General features: G+C 57.1%; 8 protein-coding genes. 6 read left to right on the top strand and 2 right to left on the bottom strand.

Annotated features, from left to right (window positions below; all coding sequences use genetic code 11):
- Positions 1-205: 205 nt before the first annotated feature.
- A complete protein-coding gene (locus J3U88_RS19210) occupies positions 206-6,487 on the bottom strand; it encodes a condensation domain-containing protein (protein ID WP_207860564.1) in 6,282 nt (2,093 codons plus the stop codon).
- 624 nt (positions 6,488-7,111) lie between these two features.
- Here J3U88_RS19210 and J3U88_RS19205 point away from each other — a divergent pair.
- The 6 genes from J3U88_RS19205 (at position 7,112) to J3U88_RS19180 (ending at position 18,752) form a co-directional block, all read left to right on the top strand.
- Positions 7,112-8,605, top strand: a complete 1,494-nt coding sequence (locus tag J3U88_RS19205) for a pyridoxal phosphate-dependent decarboxylase family protein (protein WP_207860563.1) — start codon at positions 7,112-7,114, stop codon at positions 8,603-8,605.
- 422 nt (positions 8,606-9,027) lie between these two features.
- A complete protein-coding gene (locus J3U88_RS19200) occupies positions 9,028-14,313 on the top strand; it encodes an AAA family ATPase (RefSeq protein ID WP_207860562.1) in 5,286 nt (1,761 codons plus the stop codon).
- Between the two features lie 159 nt (positions 14,314-14,472).
- The gene (locus J3U88_RS19195; RefSeq protein ID WP_207860561.1) at positions 14,473-15,063 is read left to right on the top strand and encodes an HAD family hydrolase; all 591 of its coding nucleotides are present in this window, start codon (positions 14,473-14,475) and stop codon (positions 15,061-15,063) included.
- Between the two features lie 120 nt (positions 15,064-15,183).
- Positions 15,184-15,768 carry an ECF-type sigma factor gene (locus J3U88_RS19190; protein WP_207860560.1) on the top strand — a complete coding sequence of 195 codons (585 nt, stop codon included), beginning with the start codon at positions 15,184-15,186 and terminating at the stop codon, positions 15,766-15,768.
- A 13-nt stretch (positions 15,769-15,781) separates the two neighbouring features.
- Entirely contained in the window at positions 15,782-17,923 is a 2,142-nt protein-coding gene (locus tag J3U88_RS19185; protein ID WP_207860559.1) for a protein kinase domain-containing protein, read from the top strand.
- Positions 17,924-18,344: 421 nt separating this feature from the next.
- Positions 18,345-18,752: a hypothetical protein gene (locus tag J3U88_RS19180; RefSeq protein WP_207860558.1), complete on the top strand. Its 408-nt coding sequence runs from the start codon at positions 18,345-18,347 to the stop codon at positions 18,750-18,752.
- A gap of 68 nt (positions 18,753-18,820) precedes the next feature.
- On the opposite strand, the gene J3U88_RS19175 is transcribed toward J3U88_RS19180, so the two are convergent.
- Entirely contained in the window at positions 18,821-19,390 is a 570-nt protein-coding gene (locus J3U88_RS19175) for a TetR/AcrR family transcriptional regulator (RefSeq protein ID WP_207860557.1), read from the bottom strand.
- Between the last annotated feature and the right edge of the window lie 56 nt (positions 19,391-19,446).

Genomic DNA, 19,446 nt, shown 5'->3' with positions numbered 1-19,446 from the left:
AATCAAGATCATGTCGGAACCGGTGCGTGATGGTTACGGACCGTGAACCATTGTTCCGCGGCGTACCTCACACCTGGTTAGCGACATCCATAGCTCTTAACGAAAAAAAGACGAAAAAGTTACATAAAGCGTACGAGAATTTTGGGGAAAAACGCCGTCTATGGCGGCCGCCGGCTTTTACTGTCCGGGCCGGCCTGCCAACGGGTTAGCGGCCGTGGTGCTGTTGAAGGTAGTTTTGTAAAACTTCCAGGATGTGGTCGGGGAAGTTGCCCATCATCGCCGCGGCGCGCGGGTGCTTGTTGAGGATGGGGATGATGGCGGCGGTCATGGTTTTTTCCTGCCAGTCACAGTTGGCGAGATGGAGCAAGGTCAGGAAAAAGAAGTCCAACATTTGTCGGAACATGGCGAGCCCTTCCCGCGGCGCTTCCCAAGCGGTTTCGAGGGTTCGACCGCCGAGCATGAAGTGGGCGGTAAAGGTGGCCTTGGGTAAAGCATTGCGACTATACACCCATTGGCAAACATGGTTCCAACCCTTGAAATCGGTTTCGTCCTGACACTGATGGCTCATTTGCATGATGATCGGGAAGTCCCCCAGACGGTCGGAAACGGCGAGGGTGGCCTCGGCGCGCGCGGTGGCGTGGTCGAGATCGCGCCATTGGTCGCGCTGTGCTTCGCGGAAGCAATCGGCAATGGACATGTCCCAATTGGGTTGGTACGGGTAAAGCGCCAGTGCATGGAAAGGCCCGACCACCTGGCTGACATCCTGAAAAAGCGGCAGGCGGTGGTTGGATTCGATGAGGAAGGAGAAGTTCTTGCGCTGGGTGAAAAATGCGAGGGTCACGGCAAAGGTTTGCGACAGCACGATTGGCAGGGTAATCCGGTTGCGTTGTGCTTTCTCAGCCAAGCTATGCCAAGTAGGCGGTGCGAGTTGCGCATACAGCCGTCGGAAATTGGGACTGAACTGGGAGTCGCCGACGAATGAGGGATAAGGGGCGAATTGGTCGAGCCGTTGCTTCCAGTATTCGAGATCACGCTGGTACCAAACATGGTCCTGGATGCGCTGTTTGGTGGTCATGAACCGCGAGAAGGTGCCACCGGGTAGGGCGGGCTCCAGGTTTCGGTAGTACGCGAACCAGGTTTGCAACAGGTTGGGGAGCGAGGAGAAGTCGAGCAGCATGCGATCGATGCAAAGCGCGATGCGCACAACCTCGTCGGGCAATTGAACAAGCGCCAAACGCCAACGCGGGGTGGTTCCGATTTCAAAACGCTCTGTTGACCATTTTTGGCGGAGATCGTCAAAAAAGGCATCCACGGCGTCGTGGGTTTCTTCGGTCAAGTCAAATAGCTGAATGGCGAGTTCGGGAAGGTCGTCCTCAATGACTTGTTGATCTTCCTGAACCAAGTTGGCGCGCAGCATTTCATGGTGCTCGACAACGTATTCCCAAGAAGCACGCAAGTTTTTCACGTCGAGTCCGGTTTCTTCCAGTTCAAAGTAATAGTTACCAAGCGAAACCTTGCGGCGAACCCAGCGAAGGTAATTCTGCATGGCGGAGAAGGGGAAGGGTGCGGAGGTGTCTGAACCGGCAAGGCTGTGGGAGAACGCGGTGCGCGGGTCGGAATCTTGGATGTCCAAGCCCCGTTCGATGGTTTCATGAGGGGTTTGAATGCGTGCGTTTACACGATCGCTAAGCCCTTCGAGGGTAGGGGTCAGGAGTAGATCGTTCAGGGGGAGGTCAATGCCGAAGCGGTGTTCGAGGTGCCATTTTAGACGGACGGCGTTGATGGAATTGAGCCCGTAAAAAAACAGGGATTGGTCGGGGTTGACGATTTTTTCTTCGAGATCAAGCAGGGAGCACAGGACCTGACGAATTTCGAGGAATACCCTAAGCTGACCCTCGCTCAATGAAGGCGATGAAGAGCTGATGATGGGCAACGCGGGTTCGGCGTCTTCCAAGGCGTCGGCAGGAGTGGCAACTTTGAACCGGGGCGGGATCGTGGTTTCCTCGGTTTCTGGTCGGGCGGTGTTTGTGTCGGCCGGTTCGGGGTGCTCAAGGGCATGGCGTTCTGTTTCGGAAATTGCTTCGGCGGGAACCGCTTCAGATTGAGATGACGGCGTTGCCTCGTAACGCGTTTGCTCAAGAATCGGTGGTGCTTCACTTTGAGAGGGGGCGTCTTCGGCGGTTAATGGGTCGGTAAAAACCGGAGGTTCGTCTGAGACGGGCGTCGCTTCTGATTCAGAGGCGCTGGGTTCGCTGCCGGGAACATCACCCTGATGATCGGTGTCTTCGGTGTTTTCCTTGGGGTTGCTCGGACCGGGAATCGTCGGTGGCGCGGGAGCGCTTGACGCGGGAGCGCTTGACGCGGGATCGCTTGACGCGGGATCGCTTGACGCGGGATCGCTTGACGCGGGATCGCTTGACGCGGGATCGCTTGACGCGGGATCGCTTGACGCGGGATCGCTTGACGCGGGATCGCTTGACGCTGAGGCGCCGGCTTCTGATGGCTGTGGTGCAAAGGACGCCTGTATCGGCGGCCGCGGGGTGGCGGGGACGGCAACCTCGGTGGGTTCCCGGCCTGCATTTGTGGGCAGGATGTTACTCGCGGGGGCATCCGGTTGAATGTGGGTTTCGGGTTCGCCGATTAATGACGGCCATGGAATGGTAACGCCGCGGGTCCAGAGATCGGCGAGTTTGTGCAGTTCGCGTTTTTTCCAGAAACCGAGCAACAGGGTTTGGTCGCCCGGGTCACTGCCGAAGTGTTGCCAAGCCGTTTCGCAGGTGCCGTATACCCCACGTGGATGTGTTTGGCCGGCGGCGAAAGCCTGAAGGGTTTCCACTGCTTGAGCGGGTGTTTCGGCCAGCACCAACAACCGATGGGGTTCCGGTGATTGGGTTTGACCGCGGTGGGCCAAGAAACGCAACCGAGCTATGTGCTGGGTTTGAATGAACGCGGCCAAACGGGCGGCTTTGTGTTGCAGGATGTAACGGCTTTTCGCGGAAAGGGGGATCATCTCCAGGTCACCGCCGGGGTGGGGTGGGGTGACGCTTTCCGTCGGCAGGGTCGCGCTTGTGGCCGGCACGCTGGGCGCGGGGACGGCTTGCACGGTGGGGACCGGCGTGGGTTGGGGCGCCTCGGCCGGGGGTTGCCATTGCCAGTGTTCGGTTAATACGCGGTCGATTTGCTCGGGAAAGCGTTCAGTTAACGCGGCGGCCAGTTGCGCGGCACTGGGATGCCGCAAACACAACGCCGGGGTCAGCTTTGCCCCGAGGAAAACGCCGAGTTTTTGGCAGAAATGCTCGAGGGACCGGCGCCCGAACGGCAAATCCCCAAAGGACGTGCGTGGCGCGGGTTGGGTGGATTCGCCAAGGACCTGTCGTAATGCATCCAAAACCCATTGTTCCAATTGGCGGCCGGGCAGCGCTTGGGCGCCGTAGAAAACGAGAAGCTGATCCCGGTGGTAGGCGAGCAGGTTGCGCACGCACTCGGCCTCTTGAAAACCGTCGAGCAGCAGGAACTCGGGTTCCCAACCAAAAAAGTCAATAAGTGCTTGGAGATGATTGCCTTCCCCCCGGCATTCTTGGTGCCATAAGCGCGCGACATCGGTGCTGATGGTTTCAAACAACGATTGAGTGGAGCGGCGGGCGTCCTGTAAAAGGCCGGTTTCATGCTGAATGAAATCGACGAGTTTGTCGGTTTCACCGGCGATCAGACAAAGATCGTGATCGTTGCGGGCGGTTTGTGCCAGAAGGGTGTCGGCGATTAATTGGTCGTGGGGTTCCTCGATGCCGGTAACCTTGCGGTAAAGGGCCAGGCCGTCCGCGGGTAAACCTTGGTGGGTTTCATCGACAATGCGCAAGCAGTAGGCTTCGCCGTCGCGTCTTTTGGTGGCGGTCCATCCGTTGCGATGATGGACAAAAGCGGCGCATAGGTTTTCATCGACTGCATTACTTGGAGAGCCCCACTCGCCCAGATGGGCGGAGCCGGAGGTGGCGATGCTAAAGAAATCAAGCGGTTGGCTTTGGGTCAATGAATCGAGCCGACGCAGTTGTTCCAGCAACGAATAAGTGCGGTGGGCGCGGGGTTGGTGGAAGAAAAAGACGCCGTTGAAGCGAAAACCACGGGCGTTCCAGGCCTCTAAGAGCGGGGGCATTTCGGCCAAATCGGCGAGCTGTTGCACCTGGTGGGGGTCGCCCAACCGCGACCAACTTGGATCTTGTTGACCCTGTTGCCGCCAGGGCAGTACCAACAATCGAGCCTCGGCATGATGGTGCAGACGGTCGGCCAAGGCGTGGGCGGCACCGGTTAAGTCACCTAGAATCAAATAAACACCGCCGCGACGTAACATGGGCGGACGGTCATGTTGTGGCTGGGTGGCCTCGAGTACCAACCGGCGGCGTTGCCCTTTTTTGATGCGGTAGCTGGTGCCTTGGTCACTGGGTTCGATGCGGAGTTCGTGGCGCAACTGTGCGGCAAGTGATTGGCGGGTGTCGGTTTGAAGGACGCGTGGTTGTAGGGTGGCGCCGCTGATGCGCAACGCTTGGCAAATGCCGCCGAGGGCACGGGCACCGAAACGGTTTTTACCGCGCAGGATGAGGGTGGTGGGACATTCGCCGTAGCGACCTTCACTTTTGAAGGCGATTTCGAGCGCTTGGAGAAAGCGGTGTTCTGCCTGCCAATCGCTTGTGCCCTCGACGGGGCCGATTTTGTAAATACGATCAATGGGAATGTCGTGCAGCGCGTGACAGAGCAGGCGAAGTGCGCCGGGATCATCGAAAGGTAGCGCGAAGCCCCCCTGCTCGCCTCGGTTGAAGCGCGGGCCGACGGTCGCGGTGGTTACCCGACAGGGGAGATCGCGCAACCAGGGCGTTTGTTGCGGGGTCATGTCTTCGGGCAAAAAGAACAGCACGTGTTCCGGTAACTTCTCAGCGGGGCGACCGGGGCAGGCCGACCAGGTTTGGCGGACCAGTAAATGGTTCTGGCGCGATTCATCGGGCGTCTGAAGGGGGGTCGCTGCGACGGCGGGTTCGGATTGTACCGGCGCCGCGGGGATGAGCTCGTCGGTTTCGGTGCTTGGTTGGTGATGGTGCAGCCAATCGGCATCGCCGGCGGGTTCGGGTTCGTGGTCGGTTGTTGCGGGGGCCTCGTAAGCAACATGAACGGCGAGGTCGTCGAGGCTTTGGTCGCGCAGGTCGGCAAGCGGGGTTTCTGGAGCGCGGGCGATAATTAAACCCTGAAAAGAGAAGCGGTTTTCAATGGGTAAACCGATGGCCGAAAGGCTTTCGAAGCCGGCTTGGTCCAGCGCGGACATCCAGCCGTCGCTGTCGGCGATGGGTAGGTTGGGGAGGCGGCGCGCGCCGTCCTCGAAACGCCACCAGCGCGGGTCCATGCCGGCGGTTAGCAAGCTGAAATCGCGCGGCGCCAGCATCTCGCGGATGATGAGCAAGCCGCCGGGTTTGAGCAGGCGGCGACAGTGAGCCATGGCTTCCGGGAAGTAAGCCACGCGGTGCAGGCTGTTGGTGCACAGCAAGATGTCGGCGTGTTGGGCGAATTGGTCAAGGGTGGGATTGTCGCGATTCAGATCGAGTTTGTGGAACGCGGTAAAGGGAAACGCGGCACCCCAGCGGCGCCGAGCAAAGGCGACATCGTCGCTCTGGTCGGCGGTCCAGTTGAAGTGAACCCGTGTTTTGTCGGCGTCCAGGGTTTGCGCCACGGCGCCGGCGGCAGAGGCGCCACCCGAGGACCATTCAAATAAAGTGAGTTCGCTTTCGGGGACACCCCGCGGGTGCAGCCAGCCCTGGTAGGCGGTGATCAACTGGGCGCACAGATCGTTGAGAAACTGGGAATGATGATCCTGTTGGTTCATATCCTGAAGGAGCGCCCGAATCGGCTCGCGTACTTCTTCAATGGTTTTCTCGCCGCGCAAAACCCCGGCCAGCTCGTTTAAGCTGTGGTCGAGCACCTGCATGTGCACGGCCAGGCTTGGTTCTTTTTCCAAAAGCTTGCTTTTACTGTCGGCCAACATGGCCAACTTCTCCTGAAGCGCCGGTTCGAGGACGCGTTGGGTTGCCTGAATCCGCCCATCGATGTTTTGGATGAGACGTTCTTTGACGAGCATGTCGCACAACTGGGCAAAATAAGGCAGGAACTTAGGTTGAATGCCGGCGCCGGCGCCCAAAACGGCGCCCTCATCGGCTACCTTGGGATCCACAAAAAGACCCATCGACTGACATACCTGAAACAGGCGTAACCGACCCCAGAATTCGAGTTCGAGGAAGGCGGCGGCGGACCGGCTCACATCCTTGGAGCTAATACGGGGCCTCAGTTGACTGAGGAGGCCGCGCACATCAAAGTGTGGGGGATGGGTGACGGGCGCTTCGGTAACGGCGGCTGTCGGCTCGGTCCGCCGGTCTAGCAGTCGCAGTGCTTCCTCGCGGTCGATCCGCTGCTCGTACAGCATTTGAAGAATTTCGCTGCGATCCAGAACCATTGTTGCTCCCATCGCGCCCATCTTGGGGCGTTCCTTACATTAATGTATAGCCTCGGCTAAACCTTCTATCGTCCGTTGGCGATGAAGCTTGACCGCCAAACGGAGACGGCGAATTGATCGGCGAAGCCGATGAATCAACCAAACCCAAGCGGTGGGCGATTGCGTCGAACCTTGGAATCCGGCGTTATTTTAACCAAGTTGTTCCCTTTATGCGAGTTTTTGCGCATCACGAATCCTGCTTTATTGCTTGCGATAGGAGAAGGGACGGTGAGGAACAACGCTGGTTTTTCTCTTAAGAAGTTGCATTTTTTCCAGGACGTGCGTACTGGAAACCCTTTCCCGACGGGAATCACGCGGCGGCGAATTTTTGCGGGACCGGGGGTGAAATAATCTAGGATTCGAAATGTTTGCGGCTTGTGCTATAAATTGTTCGGCTTGTCTCGCGGGCCTTCTGGGCGCGCCGGCGCCCGGGAAAAAGGTTAGAGTCCGAAAGAATGATGCGCTTGATGATGTCTCATTCCAAGCGTTCATTCGGGTGATTTCTGCCTGTCCCGCACAATTTTCTATCGCATCAGCGATTACCTCGGCGTACCATTGCCGACGAATTTTTCATGAAGGTGAACATTGCAAAAAGAGCAGGTGTCTTGGCTACAGGACGCGCACAACCAGGAAACGATCGACAACATCATGGGTCGTCTTGCGACGTTACTTAAAAAACATTACGAACAACCCGAGGCGGCGGCCTGTGTGCCGCCCTTGGACCAGGCACGGCTGAAGGCGCTGTTTCATCAGGAACATCCGCCGGAGCAAGGCATGGGTTTCGAGGCGGCCATGGAGCATTTCGAAAACGACATCATGGCCAACAGCATCCGAACCTGGCACCCGCTGTTTCTCAATCAAATGTTTGCCGGCGCATCCTTTCCCGCGATTGTCGGTGATTTGCTGGCGGGTATGCTCAACCCAACCCTGGCTACTTTTGAGGCGTCCCCGGCCGGGACCTTGATCGAACGTTCGGTGGCCACCTGGATGGCTGAAATCATCGGCATGAAACCGGGTAGCTCTGGGATTTTTCTGCCCGGCGGCTCGCTGTCCAACTTGATGGCCTTGACGGTGGCGCGCGATACCAAATTGGGACCCGACATTCGTCAAAAAGGGGTTGGCGCGCAAAAGGTCGGCATTTTGGTCTCCGCCGGTTGCCACTATTCGATTGCCAACGCCGCGCACCTGCTGGGTTTGGGTACGGATTCAGTAATCAAAGTCGCGACCAATGACCGCAACGAACTGCTGATCGAGGATTTTAAGGACAAACTGGCGATGTGTGATCGTGAGGGGCGCCGTGTTTTTGCGGCGGTGGCAACCTGCGGCATTACCGTCACGGGTGGTTTCGATCCGCTTCAGGAGATGATTGAGGTGTGTCGTGATCGCGATATTCACGTTCATGTCGATGCGGCGTTCGGCGGTGCGATGGCGATGACGCGGTTCGGCAAAGAGCTGTTTCGCGGCATCGAACAGGCGGACAGTGTGATTTGGGATGCGCACAAATGGCTGCATTCCCCGCTGACCTGTACCGTGTTGCTGCTGCCTAATCCGAGTTTGCTGAAAGCGGTGTTTGCATCCAACGCAAGCTACCTGTTTCACAACCCCGATCACGAACCGGACGCGACGGACGATCTGGGCCAATATACCCTCCTGTGCGGTAAACGGTTCGATGCATTGAAGGTATGGTTGTTGTTCCAGATTTACGGACGCAACTACTTCGCGGAGTTGGCGGAAGAGCGCTGGCAGTTTTCCCTGCAAATTCATCAATGGTTGCGCAACGATGCCGACTTTGAACCTTGCTACGATTTGCGTTCACCGGTGATGTGTTTCCGTTATGCCCCGGAAGCCTTGGCAGGCGCCGATGCGGCCTATTGTGACCGCTTGCACCGTTGGTGCCGCCAAAAAACGATGGAACGGGGGTTGGCGTTGTTTAATATGTCCAAGCTGGAAGGTCGGGTCGTTTATCGGGCGATTTTGATCAACCCCTTGTCGACCCAGGCCAAGATGGAAGAACTGTTCGAGAACCTGCGCGAGTTGGGTGAGCAGTTCATGCGTGAAAATCCAGTATCCGCCGGATAGTGTTTGATTTACAGGATATTTCGCGGGTGCATCACCTGTAAACGCCCATGATTTTGGGTCGTCTCGGGTTCTTTCCGAGTCGACCCGTCATCCTTTTTCCGGTAAAAAATCGGCGAAATACTTGAAATGAATTTTCTTGCGCATTAGATTTTGCGTAGACATCTTGCCCTTAACTGGTGTTAAATACGGCCGACCCAAATGTTCTCCCTCTTTCCTTGCCCGGAAATATCACGAATCATAAGCTCAGCAACCTTACCATCGCGCTTTGAGAAAGCCTAAACCTACCGTGTAATCCGGTGGAAATGAAGGTGACCCGCCTTTTTAAGGCCGTGTCACGCGGTCGTGTGAGACACCGGGCGGGCTGGTTGCCAACGCATTCTTGGTTTACGGGATGCGTGAATTTAGAGGGAGACCCATCACCTATGATTGATCTAGACGGATTTCACATCGAAGAATGCTTGCATGAAGGCGTGAACTTTCTCGTTTATCGCGGCACCCGTTTGGCCGACGATCAACCCGTTGTTTGTAAAGTTTTGCGTGACGCCCATCCCAACCAGGGCCAGGTTGCCGCCTTTCGCGCTGAATTCGAGCGATCCCGTGACATCGATTTTGACGGTGTCCCCAGGACCTATGAGTTTCTCCACATCCGGGATCTTTGGGTTTTGGTTCAGGAAGATTTTGGTGGGACCTCTTTGGCCAAACTCAAGCTCGCGGGGAACCTCAGCATCCAGGTATTCCTGGAGATGGCGATTCGCCTGACGGATATTTTGGCGGAAATTCATCGCAAGTTCCTGGTTCATAAAGATATCAACCCTTTGAACGTCTGTATGAATCCCGAAACCAAGGCGCTAAAAATCATTGATTTTGGGATTGCCTCTGAACTATCCCGTGAAAATACCAGTTATCGCGATCCCGAGTTTCTCGAGGGAACGCTGCCTTACATGTCCCCGGAACAAACGGGTCGCATGAACCGCGCCGTCGACTACCGCTCCGATTTTTATTCCCTGGGCGTCACGTTCTACGAATTGTTAACCGGTTTTCCCCCGTTTCGCGGTCAGGACCCGCTGGAGTTGATTCACTGTCATTTGGCGATGGAACCCCTGCCACCGACGCGCGGCGACGCGACCATCCCCGAAATGGTTTCGAAGATTATTTTGAAGCTCTTGGCCAAAGAAGCGGAAAGCCGTTACCAATCGGCTTACGGCCTTAAGGACGACCTGACCAAGTGTTTGGAACAGTGGCGGCGCACGCAAAGCGTGGTGCCTTTTGAATTGGGTGAAAACGATCAATCCGACCGCTTCCAGATTCCACAAAAGGTCTACGGTCGCGAGGAAGAGGTCGTGGGTTTAATCGAGGCCTTTGAACGCACCGCCGCGGGTGGCGAAGAAGTGATGATGATTTCCGGTTATTCCGGGATTGGGAAATCAACCCTGGTGCGTGAGATCCATCGCCCGATTACCGCCCGGCGCGGTTTCTTTTTGTCGGGAAAGTTCGACCAACTCAAACGCGATGTGCCTTATGCCGCGCTGTTTCCACCGTTTCGCGATTTGGTTCGTCAGGTGTTGGCTTACCAAGAGACGAAACGCGATCACTGGCGCAATAAAATCAAAAAAGCCTTGGGGGCCAATGCCGGTTTGTTGATGTCGGCGGTTCCCGAGTTGGTACCCCTTTTGGGTCGCTTCCCAACGCCCGACGCGCTCCCGCCCCACGAGGCCGAAAACCGGTTCCAAATGGTGGTGCGCAATTTTATTCGGGTGTTTGCCAACGCCGAGACGCCGCTGGTCCTGTTCCTGGACGACTTGCATTGGGCCGACGGGGCGACGCTCGAATTGTTGCGATCCCTGCTCGATGAGCCGGATACCGGCGGTTTGTTCCTGATCGGTGCCTACCGGGCTGAAGAAGTCGACGGCGCCCATGCCTTGACCAAAATCATTGAGGAATGGCGAAAATCCGAGGTGCCGGTTCACGAGTTGTTTTTAAAGCCGCTCAAAGAGGCCGACATCGCCCAGGAAGTGGCCGATACCCTGAACCAAGATTTGACCGAGGTCGGTCCCTTGGCGCGCCTGATTCACGACAAAACCGGCGGCAACCCGTTTTTTGTGACCCAGTTCCTCAATTCTCTGTACGTTAAAGAAATGATCCATTTTGATCATCAGCGGCGCCGTTGGTCCTGGGATTTGCAGGCGGTGAAGAACCTCGACATTACCGACAACCTGATTCATTTGTTGGTGGAAAACCTCGGCAACCTGCCGGAGGAAACCCTGACCAGCTTGAAAATCGCGGCCTGTATCGGGGATCGGTTCGACCTTTCTACCTTGGCCCCGGTCATTGGCAAAACACCGCGGATCCTTGGGGTTGCCCTGTGGAAGGCGCTGCTCGACGGGTTCCTGATCCCGCTCGATGCGGCCTATCGCAGTGTGAGCGCCGAGGTGGAAGGCGGCGAAGGTGGGGTTTCCGTTTCCTACCGGTTTGTCCATGACCGCATTCGCCAGGCTGCTTATTCGCTGTTGCCGGAGTCGGAACGGGATCGGGTCCACCTGACCGTGGGTCGCGAGTTTCTGGCCCACCGTTACGATGAGGAAGATTTGTTCGAAATCGTCAACCATCTCAACCGCGGCGCGAATTTGATGGAAGAATCGGACGAACGCATCCGCTTGGCGGAACTCAATTTGGCCGCGGCGCGCAAGGCCAAACTCTCCATCGCTTGGGAACCGGCATACCACTATTTACGCCAAGCGCTTTTCTTGCTCGAATCGACGGTTTCCGAGCCGGGCCAAATTTGGGAGAACCATTACGACCTGACCCAAGACATTCACCTGCACGCTGCTGAGTTGGCGTGTTTGCTCGGCGATTACGGTTACCAAGAGCAGCTGACGCGCGAGGTAACGGCACGGGCGCGCGACTTGCGCGTCAAAGTATGGATTCAAGAGGGTGTGATGAACGCCCATTACGCGCGCGGCAACTACTTCCGCTGTTTTGAAACCGGGCAGCAGGTGTTGGATTTACTGGGCATCGAGTTACCCGGCGATCCTACCCCTGAATATTTAGAAGCGGCTTTGCTGCATACGGCGCGTTTGATGGGCGAGCACGATCTCAACGAAATCGGCAACATGCCGCCCTCCGAGGACGAGCTGGCGCTGGTATCCATTCGCATCCTTAACAACCTGATCGGGGTGACCTGGAAAATTAAAAACCACCTCTTCCCGTTGGTGGTTTCGCGCTTGGTCGAGCAGTGCTTGCGTCACGGCAATGCACCGTCCTCACCGTTTATTTTTGCCAACTACGGCGTGGTGAACTGCTTGATGGGGGACCTCAAAAGTGGTGTTGCGCTGGGTGAACTCGCGGTGCGCATGTTACCCCGCTATCCCAGCCCCGAGCTCAAAGCCAAAACCACCATGATGACCTACTTCTGCTTGATGCACTGGAAACAGCCGCTCCAGCAGATTTTCCCGAAATTTATCGAGGGTTATCAGGCGGGCATGGAAGCGGGTGATTTGGAATGGGCCTCTTATTCCTTGGCCAATTACTGCCTCCTGCTTGAAACGGGCGGCGGTAACCTCAACCATGTGGCCCGTGAACACGAACGTTACGCGAACGCGGTTGAACGCCTTCGCCAGAAGCCGGCCATCGGTTGGTTTGAAATCGTGCGTCAGTCGGTGTTGAACCTGATTGGCGATGAACTGGACGATCCCTGCTTGTTACAAGGCGAGGTTTACGATGAGCTTGAGCGCCTGCACCACCACGAGGCGATTCACGACAACGGCGCCTTGTTTGCGTTCCATCGCATCAAGGCGATGATGCTCTATCAGTTTGGGCGCCATACCGAGGCGATGACCCATGTGGAAGCGCTTGAAAAAGTGTGGCAGGTGGGTGAAGGCACGGCTTTTGAGCCGGTGATGTACTTTTACGCGGCCCTGGTTCGCCTTGCCGACGCCATGGATGAACCGGCCGGCCCCGTGCGCGAAGAGAAGATGGTGCCGGTGTTGCGTTATCGCGAAAAGATGCTCAGCCGTGCCGCCTACAACAGGCGCCATTTCAAAGCCCGTTTGGCGCTCCTGGACGCTGAATTGGCCCGGATGGAACAAAAACCCAAACGCGCGCGGGATTTTTACGATGAGGCAATTGACGCGGCCCGTGCCGCCGATCAACTGGATGAAGCGACCTTGGGTTGTGAGCTGGCCGGCCGTTTCTTCTTGGGCTTGGACAACCGTCGCTTGGCCCGTTACTACCTGGAAGATGCGCGCGACAACTGTATTGAGTGGGGCAACCGTGCCAAGCTGCGCGACCTGGAAACCCGCTATCCCCATGTACTGTCCCGTCGACAGCAAGGTTTGGACCGGCCCCAGGTGGGCGGCGTCGGCACCATTCGCCACGACCGCTCCACCCTGGAATACGCCTCCGTTCTCAAAGCGTCCCAGGCGATTTCCGGTGAGATTAAGTTGGATCGCTTGAGTGGTCGCATGATTTCGATTTTGATTGAAAATGCCGGGGCCCAACGCGGTACCTTGCTGCTCAAACGCGGCGATACTTGGTATGTAACGGTTGAAGGCACGCTCGGGGACGGTGGTGTCACCGTGGTATCTGTTGAAATCCCGCTCGACCATTACAGCGAAATCCCGCTTTCGGTGATTAACTACCTCATCAGTACCGGTGAGGTGGTCATTCTCGACGACGGGCCCAGCGATTTGTTCAGCAGTGATCCTTTCTTCAACGCCTTCGGTTCGCGATCCGTGCTGGCGATGCCGGTGCGCAAGCAGAACCACCTCAATGCGGTGATCTTCCTGGAGCACCGTTCCTCCGCCGGGTTGTTCACCAATGATCGGTTGGAGATTCTGCAACTGCTGGCCTCGCAAACCGCGATTTCTGTTGAGAACGCACAGCTCTACGGCAATTTGGAATCCTTGGTTGAAGAACGCACGCGTCTGTTGAACAAAAAAACCGCCGACTTGATGAGTTCGGTCCGTTATGCCCAACGCATCCAGCAAGCCCTTCTTCCCAGTCAAAGTCAACTGCGCCAAACGTTTAAAGATTTTGTTTTGTTCTTTAAACCGCGCGATGTGGTCTCTGGTGATTTTTACTGGCATCACGAGGTCGACGGCCGTCACTTCATTGCTGTTTCCGACTGTACCGGGCACGGGGTTCCGGGCGCCTTGATGTCGATGATCGGGCACACCTTGCTTAATCGGATCGTGGCCGAATTGGGGATTTACGATCCGGCCGACGTCTTGGAGCGTTTGAACACCGGGGTTCGTGAGGCACTGAGCCGCGAGAGCGACAGTGGCAACATCAACGACGGTATGGAAGTTTGCTTCATCGTGGTGAACAAAGACGGCGGTGACCTTACCTTTGCCGGCGCGGGTCGTCCGTTGTTCATCGCACGCGCCCAGGAAAAACGCTGGAATTTACAGCGCGTGAAGGGTTCGCGGCGCCCCATCGGCGGACGGCAGCGCACCGGTGGCTCCGGTTATGAGAACGTGCACGTCCAGGTCCACCCGGGTGACATGCTTTACCTTACGACCGACGGCTTCAGTGATCAAAACAACGCCGCCAACGAGAAGTACGGCAACCGTCGTTTCTCCGGGTTGTTGGAGGCCTTGGCGGAGAAATCGGCGGAGGCGCAGCAGGACATGTTGCAATACGAGTTTGCCGAATTCACCGGTTCCCAAGCGCAGCGTGACGACGTCACCATCATGGGCTTCCGTTTCTAATTCGGGTTTCGCCAAAATGCCGACCTGCTCACATTTTGGCGAAACGGCTTGGTTTTGGGCGTCCCCGAGCCGACATTAAGGACATGCTTCCTTCCCCACCGTCGTCGCGGTGGGTTCTCGATGCGGGTTTGTGTTGCTTCCCGCAAAAGTGAGACGCCCTTGACCTTTCAAAAGCTCCTGATCTTCGACCTCGACGAAACCTTGGTCCGCGCATCCCGCAAACCGCTAACCGATCTCTACGGCTTTCAGGTTGGTCCCTATTACGTGTATCGCCGACCCTATCTACAGGAGTGTATCGATTTTTGCCGCAAACGGGTGGCCTGCGCGGTATGGACCTCGGCCGGCGCGCGTTACGCGCACGAGGTGGTCGCGCGTATTTTTCCCAAGGATATGCCGCTGGAATTTGTGTGGAGTCGCGACCGCTGCACCTTCCGTCGTTTCGATGCCTTTAATGAAATGGAGCTTTGCGAGGGGGCCTGGGTTAAAAACCTCAAAAAAGTGAAACGACGCGGCTGGTGCTTGAGCCAGGTGTTGATGCTCGACAATACCCCCAAAAAGCTGCGCTTCAACTACGGTAATTTGGTCCCCATTCGCGATTTTCGCGGTGATCCCGAGGATGTGGAACTCCCGCGGTTCATGCGCTATCTGCCGGAATTGCTCGAGGAGAACGACGTGCGTCCGGTGGAAAAACGCGGCTGGTACAACCGAGTTACCGCACCCGACGGTCGCGATGCGGTAACGGTTAAATAAGCCGTGGGTGCCGCGCGGATGTTTTGGATAACACCCAAACTGTGCTAGGTTTGGTGAACGTGAATGCCCTTATTTTCCTGTTTCAATCGATTTTCCTGTTAGAAGGGGCGGAAGAATCCAATGCGTTTCGATTGTGATGTAACCGGGTACCTGCGCCAATGGCACGAAGGCGATGAGGACGCCCTTAATCAACTGTTCCATCAAACCTACCAAGAACTCAAGGTGATCGCGCGAAGCCAATTTCGCGGCGAACACCGCCAGGTGACCTTGCAGCCGACCGCCTTATTGCACGAGGTCTACCTGCGCCTCCATCGACATCAAACCCCCCTGTTGGCCAATCGGCAACGGTTCTTCAGCTTTGCCGCCCATGTGATGCGGCAGGTCTTGGTCGACCTCGCCCGTGCGCGCGGTAGTGACAAACGCGGGAATGGGTTGGTCCCGGTCGCGTTGGAGGACCACGAACCCAGCCGACCGACAGATCCTGATACCTTGCTGGCAATTGACCAGGCTTTATCCCACTTGGCCGAGCTGGATCCCGACAAATCTCGGGTTTTGGAGCTTTGGTATTTCGGCGGTTTAACCAGCAATGAAATCGCCCAGATCCAAAATGTTTCGCGCGCCACGGCCAAGCGTCACTTGCGGGCCGCCAAGCTTTGGGTGCTGGCCTACTTGCCGAAAACGGCGGGAAATCCGGTCGCGGGTTAGCGAGGTGGATCGGGTGAGAAGGGAGCGTGAGCTGTTGGCCGCGTTGGACGATTATTTGGTCCTCGGCGCGGAGGAACAGCCACTGTTTCTGCGTGAGCTTCAGGCTCGCGATGCCGTGCTTGCCGACCGTTTGGCCGCGATGCTGGTTGGGGGAACCGATCCCTTTCCCGAACCACCCATGGTTTTGTCCGCGGGGCTTGCGACCGGCCCCGCTTGGATCGGCCCCTACCAAATTCTGGAGATGCTGGGCGAGGGCGGCATGGGCCAGGTGTTTCGTGCCAAGGCGACCCACCCGGGTCATGCCGATGTGGCCGTCAAAATATTGGGTGACTGGTTGGAAGGCGCGGCTTATCAGCGGCGTTTCCAGCGGGAATGCGCGATCTTGCGTCGCTTGCAACACGACCATATCGCCGCGTTGCTGGACGCGGGTTTCTCCCGCGACGGGCGTCCCTATCTGGTGATGCCCTTCCTGGAAGGCGACGACCTCAAGACCTTGCTCGGCGAGGGACCGATAGCCCTTGAGGAAGCGTTGCACTGGTTCGATCAGTTGTGTGACGCGGTGGATGCGGCCCATGGGCGCGGCATTGTTCACCGCGATCTAAAACCCGCCAACATCATCATCGACGCCGCGCGTCGCCCTGTTCTGCTCGATTTCGGCATTGCCAAATTGCTGGGCCGGCTTGAAGGGGCGACCCTTACCCAAACCCAGACCCGTCTCCGTCTTATGAGCTTGCCCTATGCGGCCCCGGAACAGATTACCGGCGGCGAGGTGGGTGTTGCGACCGATGTGTATCAGCTAGGGAACCTGCTTTATGAATTGCTGACCGGCAAGCCGCCTTTTGCGGGAACCGAGGGGAACCCGCGCGCCTGTGAGTGGGCGATTGTCCACCAACGGCTGCCGCCGCCGAGCCGAATTGCCCCGGACCGGTTGCCGACGCGACTGTCTCGTGAGGGAACCACGGTGATTTGGCCGCCGGCGGGCGATTGGGATTGGGTTTTGGCCAAAGCCCTGGCCAAGGAGCCATGTGATCGCTATCCCTCGGTGGCCGCCTTTCGCGAGGACGTGCGCCGGTTGGCGTCGGGGTCGCCGTTACGGGGGACCGGACCAAACTGGGCCTACTTGACGCCGCTCCGGTTGTTGCATCATCGCCACCGTCCCGTTTCCTGCGTGGGTTTGGGTTTGGGGTATTGGCGCGAACTGACGGCCTTGGGTGAGGATTTCGATGCCCATGAGGCCGCCTATTGGTTCCAACTCAGCGCGGCCTTTTTCTCCCACCAGGTGGGCGCGGGTTCCTCGCGGAAACTGCCGGACCTGGCCGCTTTTTTGAATGCCCTGCCGATGCTCATGGCCGAGCAGCCGCCGCGGGCGCCGGCACAGGTCGCGGTTGCCGTCCAACTTGCCCATCAATGTGTGTGCTTAGACTTGCCAAACAACGCCGACCGCGTGCTGGATTTATTGCCTGACGAAATGTCGGCGTCGCTTGGGTTATGGCTCGAAACGCGACTGATTCGCGCTCATTCGGCGATGCAGCAAGCGGATTTGAATCAAGCTGAGACCTACCTGAGCGCGGTTCAGCCGGCAAAAGAAGTTGCGGCCGAGGTTGAAGACTGCTTGGTTGGCCGGTGGTGGATGTTATGGGGCGGGCTGAAGCGGCGGCAGCGCCAATGGTCGGAGGCTGAGACAAGTCTGCGTCGTGCCGCCGCGTTGCTGCAAGAAGCAGCCCGGCCGGTTCTGGCGGCGGCCTGTTACAACGAACTGGGTGTCCTGATGGTCACGGTCAAAAAGACGGACGCCGCCTTGTCGTATTTTCAATCCGCGCTTGCCTTGGGGGAGCAGGGCAAGGGTCGCGGCGTGAACCAGGCGAGTACCCACCAGAATGTGGGACAGGCCTACCTGGGCATGGGTGATTTGATTGGCGCACTGGGTCATTTTGAACGGGCCTACAAGGAATTGAGGCAGTGGTTGCCGGAGGAGGCGCCGATGGTAAGGCTGCTCCGCAACAACTTGGAGCAGCTCCAGCGCGCCGGTGGTCAGGGTTCCATGGGTTGGGCCGCACCGGTGGCCAATCCGCCCTTTGTGGGGCGCCGCCACTTGCTTTCGGTAGAAGAGGCCTTGCACCTCAGTGAAAGCGATGCGGCGCCCCGTTCACCTTAATTGGCCCACAAAGGTGAACTTTTTTTAAAAAAAGATGAGCCAAACAATAAAAAAGATCGCTTAGTCCAATGAGCGACAAAAAATGCAAAAACAAGACGGATTAACGGTTCGAATCGATACCCGTGTTTCATGTTTTTCCATTACGCTCGCCGAGAACACAGGGATCATTGCTCGCGTCTTTCGGGCTGGAAGACGGCGCAGTTAAGTGTGGGTTGTCTCGTATAAAGTGATTAATTCATGTATCTTAGATGACTGTAGTTGGCGATGCCGAGACGGTGGTCGACCATCTGATGGGGCTTGCTTTGTACCCGTATAGGTGGCGCAAGGTTCCTTTTCGTTTTGATCACCCGTTTCTCATGCATCGATCACTTTATGAGGTGCCTTAATGCCCTGTGTTAGTAATAAAAAAAAGGAGAATGATATGAAAAAAGTTGTCTTGCTTCTCATGGTTGTCACCGGTTTTGCTTTTGCGGGTGAAAAGGTCGATCAGGCCGCCGCCCTGGCTCATTTTTCCGAGGCCAAACTCAGTCAAAAAATTCAATTCACCCTGACCTTCGCCGAACGGTTCCAGTTAACCGAGGAAACCACCGAGGATCTGATCAACTTGATCACCGACAGTGACGGCGATATTGAGGCCTTTAAAACCGGTTTCGAGCAGTTGTTCCCGCGCGGACGATTCGTGTTCGAAACACGGGATAAATGTTTTGGTTACATGTGTTACGGGCCAGGCTATCCCAACGGCGTTCCCATGAATTTGGATTTTTGGAGTGCCGCTTGGCTGTGTGCTTTCCTGACCGGCGGCCAAGGCGCGTTGGTTCCCATTTGCTAAGCAATTAACCAAAACATGTGAACCTTCAAGCCGGGGCGAGACCGCCCCGGCTTTTTGCGTATGTGATCTCAGGTTTTGAGTGCGGTGTTCAGTATTTGTTCGGCCAAATCGTCGAGGCTCATGGGGCCGTCGGGATCGAACCAATTGACCGTCCAACTGATGGAACCGACCAAAAGTCGGCGCAGAGTGAAGGATTCAACCACCGTCAAGCCGGCTTGGGCTGCTTGGGCGAGACCGGTCAACCACAAGGCCTCGTATTGATCGCGCAGAACCAGGATTTCCTTCTGGCGGGCCGGGCTGAGGTGACGCCATTCAAAAACCAGTACCGTCATCGCGTCGCGGGATGCGCCGTGGATCGCCTCCAGCTCGGTGCGGATCAAGGCGCGTACTTTTTGCCGCGGTGTTTCCGTCTCCGCGAGTGCGTCCAGCATGTTTTCGGTAATCACCGCGATCACATCTTCCATGACCGCAAAGAGGATGTCGTCTTTGGTGGCGAAATGGTGGAACAAGCTACCGGACTGGAGGCCGACGGCGGATGCGATATCGCGAACCGTGGTGCGTGGGAAGCCTTTTTTGCGGAAAAGGGAGGCAGCCTCGGCGAGGAGGACGGCGCGGCGGTCTTTGACGTGTTGGGTCATGGAATGCCTCGAAAAAAGAAGGTCGGAGGGAGCCAAAGTGGGCCCATCATAAGGAA

It is taken from the genome of Acanthopleuribacter pedis, from assembly GCF_017377855.1.
In the GTDB taxonomy this organism is placed as follows: Bacteria; Acidobacteriota; Holophagae; order Acanthopleuribacterales; family Acanthopleuribacteraceae; genus Acanthopleuribacter; species Acanthopleuribacter pedis.
This window is presented reverse-complemented; position numbering and strand designations above follow the sequence as displayed.

Bases quoted from the DNA above. Each gene is read 5' to 3' on its own strand.
- J3U88_RS19180 (WP_207860558.1), top strand. From the start codon at position 18,345: ATGAAAAAAGTTGTCTTGCTTCTCATGGTTGTCACCGGTTTTGCTTTT.
- J3U88_RS19210 (WP_207860564.1), bottom strand. From the start codon at position 6,487: ATGGTTCTGGATCGCAGCGAAATTCTTCAAATGCTGTACGAGCAGCGG.
- J3U88_RS19200 (WP_207860562.1), top strand. From the start codon at position 9,028: ATGATTGATCTAGACGGATTTCACATCGAAGAATGCTTGCATGAAGGC.
- J3U88_RS19190 (WP_207860560.1), top strand. From the start codon at position 15,184: ATGCGTTTCGATTGTGATGTAACCGGGTACCTGCGCCAATGGCACGAA.
- J3U88_RS19175 (WP_207860557.1), bottom strand. From the start codon at position 19,390: ATGACCCAACACGTCAAAGACCGCCGCGCCGTCCTCCTCGCCGAGGCT.